Raw genomic sequence first — 14,708 nt, 5'->3', positions numbered from 1 at the left:
ATCGACATGCCGTTAAGACTTTCGTTCGGTTAACGTAGGCCCCCCGAAAGTCTTGACGACTTCCGCTACAGTTTTCAGACAGAGCCTCGTGAGCCGCGACGCGTCAGCGGCCGGGTTCCATGCGATACCCGGTGCCTCACGGCACTCGGCTCACCAAGGGCACTTGCATCTCGATAAAATCGACATGCCGTTAAGACTTTCGTTCGGTTGACGCAGGCCCCCCGAAAGTCTTGACGAGTTTCGCTACGGTTTTCAGACAGGGCCTCGTGAGACGTGACGCGTTTTGAGATGCCTGGCGGTGCCATTGTTTCGATCGCCGCACCGGCATCGTTCAGCATCCTGGACGCCAGCACATTGGAAATGACCATCGGAAAGTTGACGGCACGATTACCCGAGCAAGCGGACGAATTGGTCGTGCGAGCCGGCAAGGATCACATTCGCATTTTGGTGGGCGAGGAAGATCCTTAGAATCAATCTGAATACAGGCCGTCCGTCCGAGGGATCATGCTACTGCGGCGGAGCTAGACATAGCGGCCCCGCCCTCCAATGGATCGCCTCTACCACCCGCCCACGATGCTGGATTTGCATTTTTGCCAATTCCAGTTCTTGACTACGTTTCCTATAATCAAACTACACCCTCAAACGCGTCTGCGTTTCCTCTTTTCTCCACTTAGGTCTAAGTCATGAAATCACATTCTTCAGTTAATCAGCGGCCAGCGTTCACGCTAGTGGAACTATTGGTCGTCATTGCCATCATTGGAGTGCTCGTCGGGCTGCTGTTGCCTGCGGTTCAAGCTGCTCGCGAAGCCGCACGCCGCATGTCGTGCTCGAACAATTTCAAGCAAATCGGCTTGGCAATTCACAACTACCATGCCGCGTACAACCAAATGCCAATCCATGGCAGTGGAACCGGTGCATTGCCGGGCAGCGGTAATGAAGTTTGGAACAACTCGAACCAACGCAACAACACTCGCTTGAGCATGTTGGTGGGGTTGACGCCGTTTTTCGAACAACAGGCGTTGTGGGAACAAATCAGCAACCCACAGCCTGGCTTTAACGCCATGGGCCCCACCCCCAACGTATCAACCTACGCGCCGTGGAACACGGAAATCCCAGGCCTTCGCTGCCCAAGCGATCCTGGTGAGGGATTACCGGCATTGGGACGCACGAACATTGCGGCTTGCCTTGGCGATTCGATCGTCATGCAAACCTTTGGTCCTACCGACGACAACGGCATTAAAACGGCGAATGCGGCACAAGAAGCTCGCGCGAGTTGCCGTGGTGCGTTTGTCGTCCACAGCCCCGCCGCGTTCCGAGACATTCTCGACGGACTCGCCAATACAGTCGTGGCGGGTGAGATTGCGAGCGACCTGGGAGACAACAGCATCTCGACCGTGGCTCGTCAAGAAGATGGCGCGGCGCTGTATCTTAATCCAAGCGTGTGCCTCCCTTCGGTTGACACCACTCGGCCTCGCTTTTGGAAGGCTGGCGTAACCACCGGAGGCTCAGGCTTTGCACGTGGCTATCGCTGGGCTGACTTTGGTCCAATGTTTAGCGGCTTCACCACCATTTTGCCGCCCAATCAAGAAATCTGCATGGGCGATGCCCCCGAAACCACCAAAGCCACATCCCCTCGGAACTTGCCTAGCGGGCAAAACCACTTCAAAGAGCTTGTTGCGACACCTAGCAGCCGCCACCAAGGTGGATGCCATGTGTTGATGGGTGACGGAGCGGTGAAGTTCATCACCGATTCGATCGAAGCCGGGGCGAGCCGAGCGACCGCCGGTGCTGGAGCGATGGTACACGTCGGTGGCACTGGCACCGCATCGCCAGGCCAACAAAGTCCGTATGGATTGTGGGGCGCACTGGGTACGCGAGCGAACAAAGAAACGATCAGCAGCGATTTCTAACCTGCCTGATCCCGTTCACAGGAACACGCTTGCGGGTTGCCGAGTCAGCTCGCAACCCGCAAGCGAGTCACGCTAACCCCGTGGCGGCGCAAACCACAATTCTTACCCTCGCCGTCACCTGAAACGAACCCGTTTCTCTTCTCTGTTGCAATTTTTGCGGCAATTTTCTCCGCTTTCATCTTCGCGGTGCAGCCAAATCGATTTGTAATCAAATCGATACACAGCCAAGTCGATTTAGTTCGCGACTTGCGGACATCCCACCGAGTGCGATCTTGCCCCCGTCGCCTGTTTTGTCAAACCCACGCTGGGTTCACGGCGGATTTCGATGGCAAGTCAGACTCGCCGATGCGACACTTAGCCTCCGCAACCACCCCGACAAAATAAACTTACACATTTTGTCAACATTTTAATGTATAGACTTGGTTACTCCGCTCGTATCTCGGCTAGCAACCATTGCAAACAAGCGGCAAACCGCTAACCTAAAAGCACCAAAACCAAGCAGGATCGCCGGAGCTGCCAAGGCAGGCCCCCCTCATACTCATCGAAACAGCCAGAGAATCTCTCTGAGTTATATTTCCATACTGCTTCCCGCGTCCCTCTTCTTTGCGGAGTCTAGTCATGAAGTTGACAAATTCACCTCGCCCGGCATTTACGCTGGTCGAATTGTTAGTGGTCATCGCAATCATCGGAGTATTAGTCGGTTTGTTATTGCCTGCGGTTCAAGCGGCCCGCGAGGCGGCTCGACGAATGTCGTGCAGCAATAATTTCAAACAGCTGGGACTGGCGTTACACAATTACCATTCGGCATACAATCAGTTACCACAGCAAGGCGGCGGCAGCGGCACACCGACCACCAGTGCAACGACAACCAACCGTGAGCGTCTTTCCGCCATGCCGGGTTTGACACCGTTTTTCGAGCAGCAAGCGGTGTGGGAGCAGATTTCCAACCCTTACACCGACGCGGGTGGCACGACTTGGCCGGCGATGGGGCCAGCGGCTTACAACGTGAACTACGTCCCCTGGCGAACGCAAATTCCGACGCTGTTATGCCCATCGGACCTTGCTCCAAACGCGGGCATTCCGTTCGGCCAACTGAACTATGGATTCAGTTTCGGAGACTCGTTCTGGAACTGCAACAACACCCGTAACAATGCGGGCACTCCGGTGAACATTGGTCAACATCGGGGATTTTTCAAGGATCGTTTTGTCACGCGATTTCGTGATTGCTTGGACGGTTTGAGCACGACGATTGCGATGGCGGAAATTCAACGCAGCAGCGGCACACGCGAATTGGCGGGCGACGTGCTGGTTCGCAACGGAAGCGGCAATGACATGCGGGACAACCCCAAGGCGGAAGTCCTCGAGTTTGCTCGCGACCCCGAGCGCCCCCTGTTTTACAAACCGAGCGTGACGCTCGCGATTGACACCAGTTCGGGAGGCCACCGTTATCGTGGATCCAATTGGGCTCAAGGGGAACCGATGATGTCGGGCGTGGGCCAGACATTCCCACCCAATTCAGCCAACTGTATCCGAGGCAACGGCGACGCCAATGGCCCCGGCGGTATCTTCACGGCAGGCAGTCGTCATCAGGGCGGATGCCACGTGCTGATGGGCGACGGCTCGGTGACCTTTATCACCGACAGCATCGATACCGGCAACACGAACCAAGGCCCAATCGGCACTTCCGCGCCGGGGGCTCCGCCAGCAGGCTCGGCGAGCAACTACGGCATTTGGGGTGCTGCGGGCAGCGTGGCGGGTAGAGAGACAACGTCGCTGAAGGACCAATAGCCCAAACATCATCACGATGGGTTGTCGTGAAGAGAGGCGTTGTCGTGACGCCCAGAAAACGGCACTCCTGCCACAAGCCTGATAATCAATTTCCTGTCTTACTTATCCATGAATGGAGTATATTCTCATGAAGTTCAGTTCCATTGTTTTCGTTATCGCAGTAGGTTTCGTATCACTGATCGGATGCGGCACAAGTTCCGAGGTGACGGTCAACCCGGCGCCGGAGATGACCAACGAAGAGATTGAGCAGATGGATGCGGAAAGTGATCGCGCACGAGAAGAGGCAATTCGGGACGGGATGTGAGTTCCGTTACATACGAAACGGACGGAAACGGAAACACCATGAAAAAGCGACTCTTGATCCTCGTTCTCGCCCTCGTCTGGGCACAATTTCTTCAAACCAGTGTGGCTGCCGAGCGTCCCAACATCATCCTTGTCTTTATCGACGACATGGGTTGGGGCGATTTTTCGTGCTTCGGTAACGAGGACGCTGCGACGCCCAACATCGACCGCTTGGCGGCCGAGGGCGTTCGGTTCGAGCAGTTCTATGTCAACTCGCCAATCTGCTCGCCGTCGCGAGTAGCCATCTCGACCGGCCAATATCCGCAACGTTGGCGGATCACGTCATATCTGAACAATCGAAAGAGCAACGAGGAACGCGGGGTGGCCCAGTGGCTCGATCCCAAAGCTCCGATGCTGGCACGTTCGCTCCAGCAGGCCGGCTATGCGACAGGCCACTTTGGCAAATGGCACATGGGCGGGCAGCGGGATGTCAACGATGCTCCGTCGATCACCGAATATGGCTTTGATGAATCGCTGACCAATTTCGAAGGCATGGGGCCGAAACTGCTGCCGCTGATCTTGAAACCGGGTCAAGAAAAACCAGGGCGCATTTGGGAGGACGCCGAGAATCTGGGTGATGGATATCGCTGGATGCTGCGATCGGAAATCACATCGGGGTTTGTCGATGCGGCCATCCCGTTCATCGACAAAGCCGCCGCGGCCAAGCAGCCTTTCTACATCAACCTGTGGCCCGACGATGTCCACGGCCCGTATTGGCCTCCGGTCGAAACGTGGGGCGATGGTTCGCTGCGACGGTTGTATTTGTCCGTGCTCGAAGCGATGGACACGCAGCTTGGCCGATTGTTTGACCGAATCCGTAACGACGCCGCGCTTCGCGACAACACGCTGATCCTGGTCTGCTCGGACAACGGTCCGGCGCCGGGGGCTGGAGAAGCGGGACCGTTTCGTGGATTCAAAACGCACCTGTACGAAGGCGGCGTCCGGTCACCGTTAGTCGTGTGGGGGCCGTCGATCGTTCGTCGGCAGGGGCATGTTGACCGCGAATCGGTGTTCTCGGCGATCGATCTCGCACCGACTCTGCTAACGTTGACGGACACCCCGTTTCCCGACGGCGTCCAATTTGATGGCGAACCGTTAGTCGCCACGCTGCGAGGGGAAGGGGGGTCACGCCAGGCTCCGATCTTCTTTCGCCGCCCACCGGATCGCGATTCGTTTTATGGGATCGAGGACCTGCCCGATCTCGCGGTTCGATCGGGCAGATGGAAACTGTTGTGCGAGTACGATGGGTCGAACGTGGAACTGTATGACTTAAACCACGATCGAGCCGAATCGACGAACGTGGCGTCCAATCATCCAGAGATTGCGGTAAACTTAAAGACAAAGCTTCTTGCTTGGCACAACTCGATACCTGCGGACAATGGCGCAACGTATCGAAAAAAGCAAGCCAAACGCAAGTAATCCGAAGCGAGTCCACGTTCACCGTCCTGCACTGGAAACCACCCATGACCAACCTTCTAAAGATAACCACATGGTGCATGGGATTCATTTGCATCGTCTCGGTGCGTCCCTGCATTGCCGACGAGCGTCCCAATATCGTGGTGATGATGGTCGACGACTTGGGGTTTTCGGATATCGGCTGTTACGGCAGCGAGATCGAAACACCGAATTTGGATGCACTTGCCCGCAATGGCGCACGGTTTTCACAGTTCTACAACACGGCTAAATGCCATTCATCACGGGTCTGCTTGCTGTCTGGCCAGTACTGCATTGCCGCGGGAGACACGTCGCTATCGCATGCCGTGACGTCGGCGGAAGTGCTTGGCGATGCGGGCTACTTCACCGCCATGACGGGCAAATGGCATTTGGACCAACAACCGACTGACTTTGGTTTCCAACGCTACTTTGGTCACCTCAGCGGTGCATGCAACTACTTTTCAGGCGACAACACGTTCCGGCTCAACGGCGAGCCGTGGCAGGTTCCGAGCGATGGATTTTATACGACCGTTGCGAATGTGGACTATGGTTTGAAATTCCTCGACGAAGCCCGCACCACGGGCAAACCATGGTATTTGTACGTGGCTTTCAATGCACCGCATGCTCCGCTGCATGCGTTACCCGAAGACTACAAAAAGTACCAAGGCCAATACGACCAAGGCTGGGACGCGGTACGTGACGCGAGGATTGCCAAGCAGAAGCGACTGGGAGTATTGCCGGAATCACTCGAACCGAGCCCTCGGCCTGAACACATTCCGGCATGGAATGATCTCGAACAGTGGAAACGCGACTACGAAGCCAATCGCATGACCACGCTTGCGGCAATGATTGATCGCGTCGATCAAGAGGTGGGCCGCTTGGTTGCCGATCTAAAGAAAAACAACGAACTGGAAAACACCTTCATCTTGTTCGTCTCGGACAACGGTGCGTGCCCGTACGATCGAAAACCGGCTCGATTGGATGTCGAGCCGACCAGTGCGAACGTCTCCTTCGGTGATTCAACCGGTTGGGCCTGGGCTCGCAACAGCCCGTTTCGTTACTACAAACAAAACCAATTCGAAGGCGGAATTTCGACTCCCGCGATTGTGCACTGGCCCGCGGGGCTGAAGCTCGATTCGGACAGCATCATCAAGCAACCAGCTCACTTGATCGATGTCTTGCCCACGCTGGCCGACCTTGCTGAAACCGAGATTCCTGAATCACGCCAGGGCCGAACGTTGCGTCCCGTTTCGGGAGTCTCGCTGGAACCGTTACTTCGCGGTGAACCGCTTGAATCACGACCGCCGATTCATCTTATGTTTGCCGACGACCGCGGTCTTCGCGATGGCGATTGGAAGCTTGTTAGTTTTCAACGTGAAGCGTGGGAGCTGTATAACGTCGCCGAGGATCGATGTGAGCTGAATAACCTTGCCGACCAGCAGCCCGAACGATTAAACCAGATGATTGCGATGTGGCACGAGATGGCTGAGAACGTCGTGCACGCTCCGGCCAAAGCACGTGCGCCGGTCAAGGAAGCTTCACTGCCGCATCGCCATCGCGAGTGGACTAACTTTGACGCGGATACGCCCGAACAGTACCAAAAGAAAAAGCCAACGAACGCCGGTTCCAACAAGAAGGGCAAATCGGCAAACTCGCACCCAGCGAACCACATCCGTGCCCGCAAGAACACGAAGCTGAACATCGCAGGAAACGAATTGCGTTTGCAATTCACCGGTGAAGACCCCGGAATCGCCATCGACTTGCGCAACAAGCAGCTTCCCAATGGCCCGTACCAAATCACGTTCAAACTGCGGGCTCGCAGCGAAACGCAGGGCAACCCCAGCGGTGAAGTGTTCTACACCACCGACGCCAAAACAACGCTACCCAATGGCAGCAACATTCGGTTTGCAACGGAATCGAGTGATGCATGGCAATGGGTCCAAATTCCAATCGCGGTATCAAAACGCATTCATCAATTACGAATCGATATCGGCGATGGTCCTGGAACGGCAACGATTGCCGATTTGCAACTGCTTGGTGAAGACGGAAAGACGCTATTGAGTTGGCCCCAGCCCTAAGCAACGGCGTGATGTCGAGAGATGGCAAGCTCGCTCGTATTACTCGCGTCCATCCGATCCAGCACGCCCGCCGATTTTGCTTGATTCATTGAGCCGTTGCAGGCAAACACGAGCCATCCCCCTCCCTCCCCAAAATTGCGCACTCCCCATGAAGCTCTCTTTCCTTTTGGCGTTGTCGCTTACAACGCTATCCTGCACGTTCGCATCCGCAGCCGAGCGTCCCAACATCATTGTCATCATGGTCGATGACATGGGCATTTCGGACATCGGACCATATGGCAGCGAGATCCCCACGCCTCACCTTGATGCACTGGCCGAAAACGGCGTTCGATTTTCTCAGTTCTATAACACCGGGCGATGTTGCCCGACACGTGCATCGCTGTTGACCGGGCTGTATTCACACCAAGCCGGAATCGGTTGGATGACGGCCGACCAAGGCGTTGCTGGCTACCGAGGACGGCTGAACGATCAATGCGTCACGATCGCCGAAGTGCTTCGCCAAGTCGGCTACTTCACCGCGATGACGGGCAAATGGCATGTCGGTGCGAATCATGGCGTCCACCCCTGGGGCCGCGGGTTTGATCGCAGTCTGAACTTGGCCGCCGGCGGTGTTCATTTTTCGAATCAAACCGGCAGCAAAGGCGGTGCAAACATGTTCCTGAACGGAGAAACGATTTCATCGGAGGATCCGCGATTGAACCCACCATGGTACGGCAGCGACCTGTGGACCGAACAAGGACTGAAGTTCGTTGACGAAGCGATCGACGCCAAAAAGCCGTTCTTTTGGTACTTGGCTCATGTCGCCCCGCATTTTCCATGCATGGCACCCGAGGAAACTATCGCCAAGTATCGCGGTAAATTCATGGCCGGATGGGACAAGTTGCGGGAACAGCGTTATGCAAAACAGATTGAACTGGGCTTGATCGACAAAAACTGGAAACTCGAACCGCGTCCCGAGGAGATTCCTGCCTGGGATTCGCTCTCGGCGGACGAGCAAAAACGCTACGACGACATGATGGCGATCTACGCCGCGATGATCGAAGAAGTCGACAAGAACCTCGGCAAATTGGTCGACGCACTGCGTCAACGCCAACAGCTCGACAACACGTTGATCCTGTTCCTGTCCGACAACGGAGGCAACGCCGAAGCAGGCATCTCTGGGAAATACAATGGCGATAACCCGGGCGATCCTCACTCGGATGTGTTCATCGGTCGCTGCTGGGCGCATTTGAACAACACACCGTTTCGCAAGTACAAGCACTACAACCACGAAGGCGGCACATCGAGTCCGTTGATCGCGCATTGGCCGGCGGCGATCGAACCACGCACCGGCCCCGAGGCTTGGATTGAAACACCAACGCATCTGATTGACATCATGGCAACCTGTGTCGATTTGGGCGACGCAACCTATCCTGAAACATTCAACGGAACCCCTATCAAACCGATGCAGGGACAAAGCTTGAAACCGCTACTCACCGGATCAGGCGACTTTGCGGATCGACCGCTGTACTGGGAACACGAAGGGAACGCGGCGATTCGCGTGGGCAACCATAAACTGGTTCGCCAGGGACTCCGAGGCGACTGGGAATTGTTCGACATGGCGGCCGACCGCACCGAACAAAACAACCTGAAAAGCCAACACCCGGAACTCGCTGACACGTTAGCAAAACAGTGGAATGATTGGGCCGTGACTCACGACGTGCTTCCTCGCCCCGCCGGCAAAGCCAAACCAAAAATCAAGGCTAAAAAGCGGGCAAACCAATCCAAGAACCGACAACCTACGCCAACCCAATAGAGCAATGAAGATTCCACGGACCTGGCTTTCGTATCGCGTGGTCGCCACTGCGATGCTACTGATATCGTCGACGACCGTTGCCGCCGAACGTCCCAACATCCTTGTGATCTTGGCCGATGATCTCGGTTATTCGGACCTGGGCTGCTACGGCGGCGAGATCCCTACCCCCAACATCGATTCTCTCGCTGCGGGGGGTGTGCGATTCACTCAAGTCTATAACTCGGCTCGCTGTTGTCCGACGCGTGCCTCGTTGATGACGGGATTGTATCCATCGCAAACCGGCATCGGTGACTTTACTACGGGTCGCCCCGACCCCAAACGAGGCCCCGGGTACATTGGCCGGCTGAACAATCAATGCGCAACGCTAGCCGAAGTTTTGAAACCCGCGGGATACGGTTGTTACTACGTCGGCAAATGGCACCTACATCCCGAAACAGGACCGATCCGGCGTGGGTTTGACGAGTTCTATGGCTACACCGACGACCATTCGCACGACCAATACGACGCGGACTACTACATCCGTTTGCCGGAAGGTCGCGAAAAGGAGATCGATCCTCCGGCGGACGAATTCTACGCGACCGATGTGTTTAACGAGTACGCATTGAATTTTATTCGCAAGGGACAAGACAGTGACAAACCTTGGTTTTTGTTCCTTGGACATTCGTCGCCGCACTTTCCCGTGCAAGCTCCGGCGGAGCGAGCCGACAAGTATGATGCGATCTATCAACGCGGCTGGGATGTGCTGCGAGAGGAGCGGTTCGAGCGAATGCAGAAACTCGGCTTGGTCGACGGCGATCGCTGGAAACTGAGTCCACGCAGCCTCGTTCCGGTCGACCGCGATGACATTTCCAATGGTTTCTCGGGTCAACAAAATCCCGCCTGGGACTCGCTCGACAAAGACCGCCAAATTGACTTGGCTCGTCGGATGTCGGTGTTTGCTGCGATGGTCGAAGGAGTCGACAATGGTGTCGGCCGGATTCTCGATCACTTGAAACAAACCGACGACCTCGATAACACGCTGATTCTGTTTCTCAGCGACAACGGCGCCTGTTACGAATGGGGCCCCTTTGGTTTTGACGGTAAATCGCGACGGGGCACGACCACGCTGCATACCGGGGACCAGGTCCGAGACATTGGAGGACGGGGCACGCATCAGTCCTACGGCAGCGGATGGGCTAACCTCGGCAATACTCCGTTTCGACTCTACAAACACTTCACTCACGAAGGTGGGATCAGTTCGCCCTTTATCGCTCATTGGCCCGACGGGATTGGCAAATCCGACGACTGGGTGCGTGACCCAGCACACGTGATGGACGTGATGCCAACGCTAATGGAAGCCGCCGGCGCGACGTATCCCGAAACGCTTGGCGGCAACGCGATCACGCCGCTTGAAGGCACAAGCTTGCTGCCCGCGATGCGAGGCGAATCGCTTCCTGAACGCGTGATTGGGTTCGATCACCAAGCGGCGCATGCATTGCGAAAAGGCGACTGGAAAGCGGTCTACGCCAAACGCATGCCCGATGAATTGAAGTGGGAACTGTACAACCTAGCCGAGGACCGAAGCGAACTGAATGACTTGGCTGAAAAAGAACCCGAACGCACCAAGTCGATGGTCGCCCAATGGGAATCATGGGCGCGGCGAGTCGGGGTGATCTGGGAACCAGAGCAACCGGCTGCCTCGCGAGACCAAAACGCCGACAATCCCCAGTTACCGCAGATTGCCAACCGACCGCTTGAGATCCAGGCCGTCACCGAAGCGGAACAGCCAAACGGAGTTGCCATTGCCCAAGGCGGAAATCAACACGGATACGCATTGCACTTTATCGACGGAGTCCCTGCGTTGGATGTTCGCGTCAACGGCAAAGTGACACGCGTGACCGCCAACGAGAAAGTTAGCGGCAAGGTCAAACTGAATGCTACTTTGTCGGATCACGAGATATCGCTGTCCGTGAACGACCAACCGCCAATCCGCCAACCCTCGCCGGGTCTGATCCCGGCCCAACCGATCGATGCGATGAGCGTCGGATTTGACGACCGCACGTCTGCGGGTGACTACCCGGCGCCGAATCGCTTCAATGGCAAAGTGCTTGATTACAAAGTGAATGCAGCGTCCAGCAAAGCGGCCGACGATTTTCCCGCATCGGCGTTCATCCAGCAGAAAACCGATCGTAAACCCGGACCGGTGATGGATGCCGCAGCGATTCGGGCTGGACTCCAATCGCATGACCGGGCGCTGTATATCAAATCGGGCTGGATCCGCGATCCGTATATCGCGCTCGGCCCCGACGACTACTATTACCTCACTGGAACGCAGCCCAACGAGGGTGATCCACGCGAGGCGGCGGATCCCTACAACATCGGTCTCGGCGACGACAGCATCGTCGGCGGTCAGGTGCGAGTCTACCGCAGCAAAGACTTGATCCAATGGGAATCACTCGGGCCAATCTTCACGACCGACGACACATTGGCGGCGAAGAAGCAGGGCAACAAACCTAAACACATTTGGGCTCCTGAAATTCACTGGCTCGGTGACCGCTGGGCATTGGTGCATTGCCCAAAACAGATTTCCAGCCTTGCGACGACCACGGGCAAAAAGCTCGCAGGCCCATGGACACATTCAATGGCCGGCGGCATGGGCCCTCGGCATGACCCGTCGCTGTTTACCGACGATGATGGAACGATCTATCTGCTTTGGCAAAACACGATTATTGCTCCCTTGAGCAACGACCTGAGCCGCTACACCGGCGATCCTGTGCGAATTGATCCGGCGGGTAGCCGCCCAGGTCCCGATGGAAAACCGATCAGCCGCATCGGTCACGAGGGCGCCACGATGATCAAAGTCGGCGGCAAATACGTGCATCTGGGGACCGCATGGTCGACCGATCAAGGCCGCCGAGGTTCGTACAATCTGTACTACAGTGTCGCCGACGAGATCACCGGTCCCTACGGCCCACGCAAATTTGCTGGCCGCTTCCTCGGACATGGCACTCCGTTTCAAGACAAACAGGGCCGGTGGTGGTGCACCGCGTTTTTCAACGGCAATGTTCCTCCGCTATCGCGAACCGGAATCGAAACTCGCGATATCGGCGACAACGCGAAAACGATCAATGAACAAGGCGTCACGATTGTGCCGATGGAGGTCCGGGTTTTGGATGATGGCGAGATCTTCATCCGCGCCAAAGACCCCGCCTATCGTAATCCTGGGCCCGATGAAGCACAGTCATTCGAGATCGTCGACTGAGTATTTGGTTGGGAACGATGGAAAAATAAGTGTGCAGTTTCAAGTAAGGCCGGTTCCCACAGGCCGTCGTCCTTAGGACCTTCGGAGTAATTACTGACGTAGCGGAACTCGTCAACGGCTTGTTGATTTAATGAAGTTCCCTGCGGCGAGGGTGTATGATGGACCTCCGAGTCCGTCAATGGTGTATTCGACGGACTCGGAAGTCCGTCGTACGACTAAATCAACAAGCCGTTAAGAGTTTCGACCAGCCTGGAAAACGAAAGTCTTGACGACTTCCGCTACGGGAAAGCCCGTCACTGATTGTTCCGACCGCCCTTAACGGCTCAATGGAACCGGCCCGATGCTCTGTCATCGCATCAGACAAGATCTTTGATACTGGCGACAAGACGATCGATCACTTCGTCGTCGGTTTTGGGATTGAAGATCACGGCCTTCCAAGCGGGCAATTGGATCCCATGAGGACAGTAACCAATCGACGTCGTGAAGCTCAATCGTGCATCGACGGCGGGATCGAGCGTGGCGGCTCGTTTGTTGTAGAGCCGCTTGATCTCTTCAAAGTATTGCGTTCGGGCCTCGACTGACATCGTCCCCTCTTCGAGTTGCTTGAACAACTCTTTCGCGTTGCGTCCTCGCGGCAACACCCACCAACACACACTCGGCCCGGGCGTGTTCAAGTTCAGCACTTTGCAAAAATCGAGTTCTTCGATTAGCTTTTTCAACTGGTTCGCTTTTTCGATCGCGTTGGCCACCAGGCAGCGGTAACCGTTCAACCCGATGCCATTGAGCGACGCCATCACGGCGTAGGGACCAATCCCCGGCCGCGAACACTCCAGCGTAAATAGCGCCGGATCATGACGAAAATCGGCTTCCGAAAAGTAAGGGATCTCCTCGAGCGTTCGCGTCAGGTGCAGCAAGTCGTCGCGATGACGGACAATGAACGCGCTCGACGGATAATGCCCCCAACCCATTTTGTGAAAATCAAGGGTGACCGAATCGGCATAGCGAAACCCGACCGTCGCTTGTTGGCTGCGCTGAATCAATTCCAACGTTTCCGTATTCGCACCAAGCGGGTTGGTTTGAATATTGTATTCGGTCAAAAAGCAACTGATCCAACCGACTGCGGCATCCACATGCAGATGCGCCGGCGTGACGCCGTATTGCTGCGATTTGCGATCGATGATCTGCTTGATCGATTGAATGTCATCAATCCCAAAGGCATCCGTGGTGCCGAAGGTGGCGATGACAAAGGCAACCTTGACGTCATCCGAATACAGTTCGTCAAGCTTTTGCTCCAATCGATCCAACCGCATTGACATGTTTTCATCGGTGGGAACCGAGTGCAGATTCTTGACTCCGATCCCCAGCCAACCGGCCAAGGTGGCGTTGGAATAATGCCCCGCCTCGGAAACCAGTCCCGCTAATCTTTTGTCGCCAAGCCCATTTTGCATCGTGCCGGGAGCGACTTTTTCAATCCCGATTTTGCCACCATACAGATTTGAAATCGTGCCACCAATCGTGAACACGCCCCAAGGCGACTCGGTGTGATAGAAGATCAAATTCGCAAGCGCCGTGATCGATTTGACCTCCAATTCATTGGATCGCAAACAATACGTATCGACACAGAGATTGGGATTTTTCAGAAGCGCCGCGATCGAGCCGATCAACGAGGCAAAGTTGGGTGGCCCTTTGACGTTTTCGAGATGCAGTTTTGACTGCCAACTATCAGTCCCCCAATAGAATGGAAAGATGGCATCGCGCGCATCTTTCAGATTCCCCGGCAAGGTATGAATCTCGGGGTTTGCTTGAGCGGTTTCGTAGTTGCGAGACATCAATCGGCCAGGCGGCATCGATTGCTCGGCTTCGAGTGCCGATAACATTTCGCCAAATATCTGCATCAAATCGTCTCGTCGACATGTAAAAAACATATCGACCAAATCTTGCAGCTTCGTTGCGTCCATCATGATTCTTTCGACTTATGAATTCGATCGTTGCATTAGGCAGGCGGTCGGAATGGATTGGGGGAACGGTGCATTCCTGTTGGCCCAAACGGTTCACAAACCGAACGACACCTGGTGATTCTGCTAAAAGAGCGATCGCCATGCCCTGGTTGGCATGATAGT

9 protein-coding genes are annotated in these 14,708 nt (G+C 55.7%); 8 read left to right on the top strand and 1 reads right to left on the bottom strand.

Going from position 1 to position 14,708, the window contains the following annotated elements; all coding sequences use genetic code 11:
• The first annotated feature begins 273 nt into the window (after positions 1-273).
• The 8 genes from ABEA92_RS15570 to ABEA92_RS15535 all read left to right on the top strand — a co-directional run bounded on the left by ABEA92_RS15570 (position 274) and on the right by ABEA92_RS15535 (position 12,588).
• Positions 274-468: a hypothetical protein gene (locus ABEA92_RS15570; protein ID WP_345684771.1), complete on the top strand. Its 195-nt coding sequence runs from the start codon at positions 274-276 to the stop codon at positions 466-468.
• A 215-nt stretch (positions 469-683) separates the two neighbouring features.
• The gene (locus ABEA92_RS15565) at positions 684-1,910 is read left to right on the top strand and encodes a DUF1559 family PulG-like putative transporter (RefSeq protein WP_345684770.1); all 1,227 of its coding nucleotides are present in this window, start codon (positions 684-686) and stop codon (positions 1,908-1,910) included.
• Between the two features lie 618 nt (positions 1,911-2,528).
• Positions 2,529-3,698 (top strand): DUF1559 family PulG-like putative transporter, encoded by a 1,170-nt coding sequence (locus tag ABEA92_RS15560; protein WP_345684769.1) that lies wholly within the window; start codon positions 2,529-2,531, stop codon positions 3,696-3,698.
• A gap of 127 nt (positions 3,699-3,825) precedes the next feature.
• A complete protein-coding gene (locus ABEA92_RS15555) occupies positions 3,826-4,002 on the top strand; it encodes a hypothetical protein (RefSeq protein ID WP_345684768.1) in 177 nt (58 codons plus the stop codon).
• Positions 4,003-4,040: 38 nt separating this feature from the next.
• Positions 4,041-5,459 carry a sulfatase family protein gene (locus tag ABEA92_RS15550; RefSeq protein ID WP_345684767.1) on the top strand — a complete coding sequence of 473 codons (1,419 nt, stop codon included), beginning with the start codon at positions 4,041-4,043 and terminating at the stop codon, positions 5,457-5,459.
• Between the two features lie 146 nt (positions 5,460-5,605).
• Positions 5,606-7,552, top strand: a complete 1,947-nt coding sequence (locus ABEA92_RS15545; RefSeq protein ID WP_425572446.1) for an arylsulfatase — start codon at positions 5,606-5,608, stop codon at positions 7,550-7,552.
• Positions 7,553-7,700: 148 nt separating this feature from the next.
• The gene (locus ABEA92_RS15540; protein WP_345684766.1) at positions 7,701-9,347 is read left to right on the top strand and encodes an arylsulfatase; all 1,647 of its coding nucleotides are present in this window, start codon (positions 7,701-7,703) and stop codon (positions 9,345-9,347) included.
• A gap of 52 nt (positions 9,348-9,399) precedes the next feature.
• Positions 9,400-12,588, top strand: a complete 3,189-nt coding sequence (locus ABEA92_RS15535) for a sulfatase-like hydrolase/transferase (protein ID WP_345684892.1) — start codon at positions 9,400-9,402, stop codon at positions 12,586-12,588.
• A gap of 356 nt (positions 12,589-12,944) precedes the next feature.
• On the opposite strand, the gene ABEA92_RS15530 is transcribed toward ABEA92_RS15535, so the two are convergent.
• A complete protein-coding gene (locus ABEA92_RS15530) occupies positions 12,945-14,549 on the bottom strand; it encodes a pyridoxal phosphate-dependent decarboxylase family protein (RefSeq protein WP_345684765.1) in 1,605 nt (534 codons plus the stop codon).
• Between the last annotated feature and the right edge of the window lie 159 nt (positions 14,550-14,708).

Origin of the sequence: Novipirellula caenicola (assembly GCF_039545035.1) — a bacterium.
Classification (GTDB): domain Bacteria; phylum Planctomycetota; class Planctomycetia; order Pirellulales; family Pirellulaceae; genus Novipirellula; species Novipirellula caenicola.
This window is presented reverse-complemented; position numbering and strand designations above follow the sequence as displayed.

Excerpts from the sequence above, each read along its gene's own strand:
- ABEA92_RS15545 (WP_425572446.1), top strand. The coding sequence starts at position 5,606 with ATGGTCGACGACTTGGGGTTTTCGGATATCGGCTGTTACGGCAGCGAG.
- ABEA92_RS15535 (WP_345684892.1), top strand. The coding sequence starts at position 9,400 with ATGCTACTGATATCGTCGACGACCGTTGCCGCCGAACGTCCCAACATC.
- ABEA92_RS15540 (WP_345684766.1), top strand. The coding sequence starts at position 7,701 with ATGAAGCTCTCTTTCCTTTTGGCGTTGTCGCTTACAACGCTATCCTGC.
- ABEA92_RS15565 (WP_345684770.1), top strand. The coding sequence starts at position 684 with ATGAAATCACATTCTTCAGTTAATCAGCGGCCAGCGTTCACGCTAGTG.
- ABEA92_RS15530 (WP_345684765.1), bottom strand. The coding sequence starts at position 14,549 with ATGATGGACGCAACGAAGCTGCAAGATTTGGTCGATATGTTTTTTACA.
- ABEA92_RS15555 (WP_345684768.1), top strand. The coding sequence starts at position 3,826 with ATGAAGTTCAGTTCCATTGTTTTCGTTATCGCAGTAGGTTTCGTATCA.
- ABEA92_RS15560 (WP_345684769.1), top strand. The coding sequence starts at position 2,529 with ATGAAGTTGACAAATTCACCTCGCCCGGCATTTACGCTGGTCGAATTG.
- ABEA92_RS15550 (WP_345684767.1), top strand. The coding sequence starts at position 4,041 with ATGAAAAAGCGACTCTTGATCCTCGTTCTCGCCCTCGTCTGGGCACAA.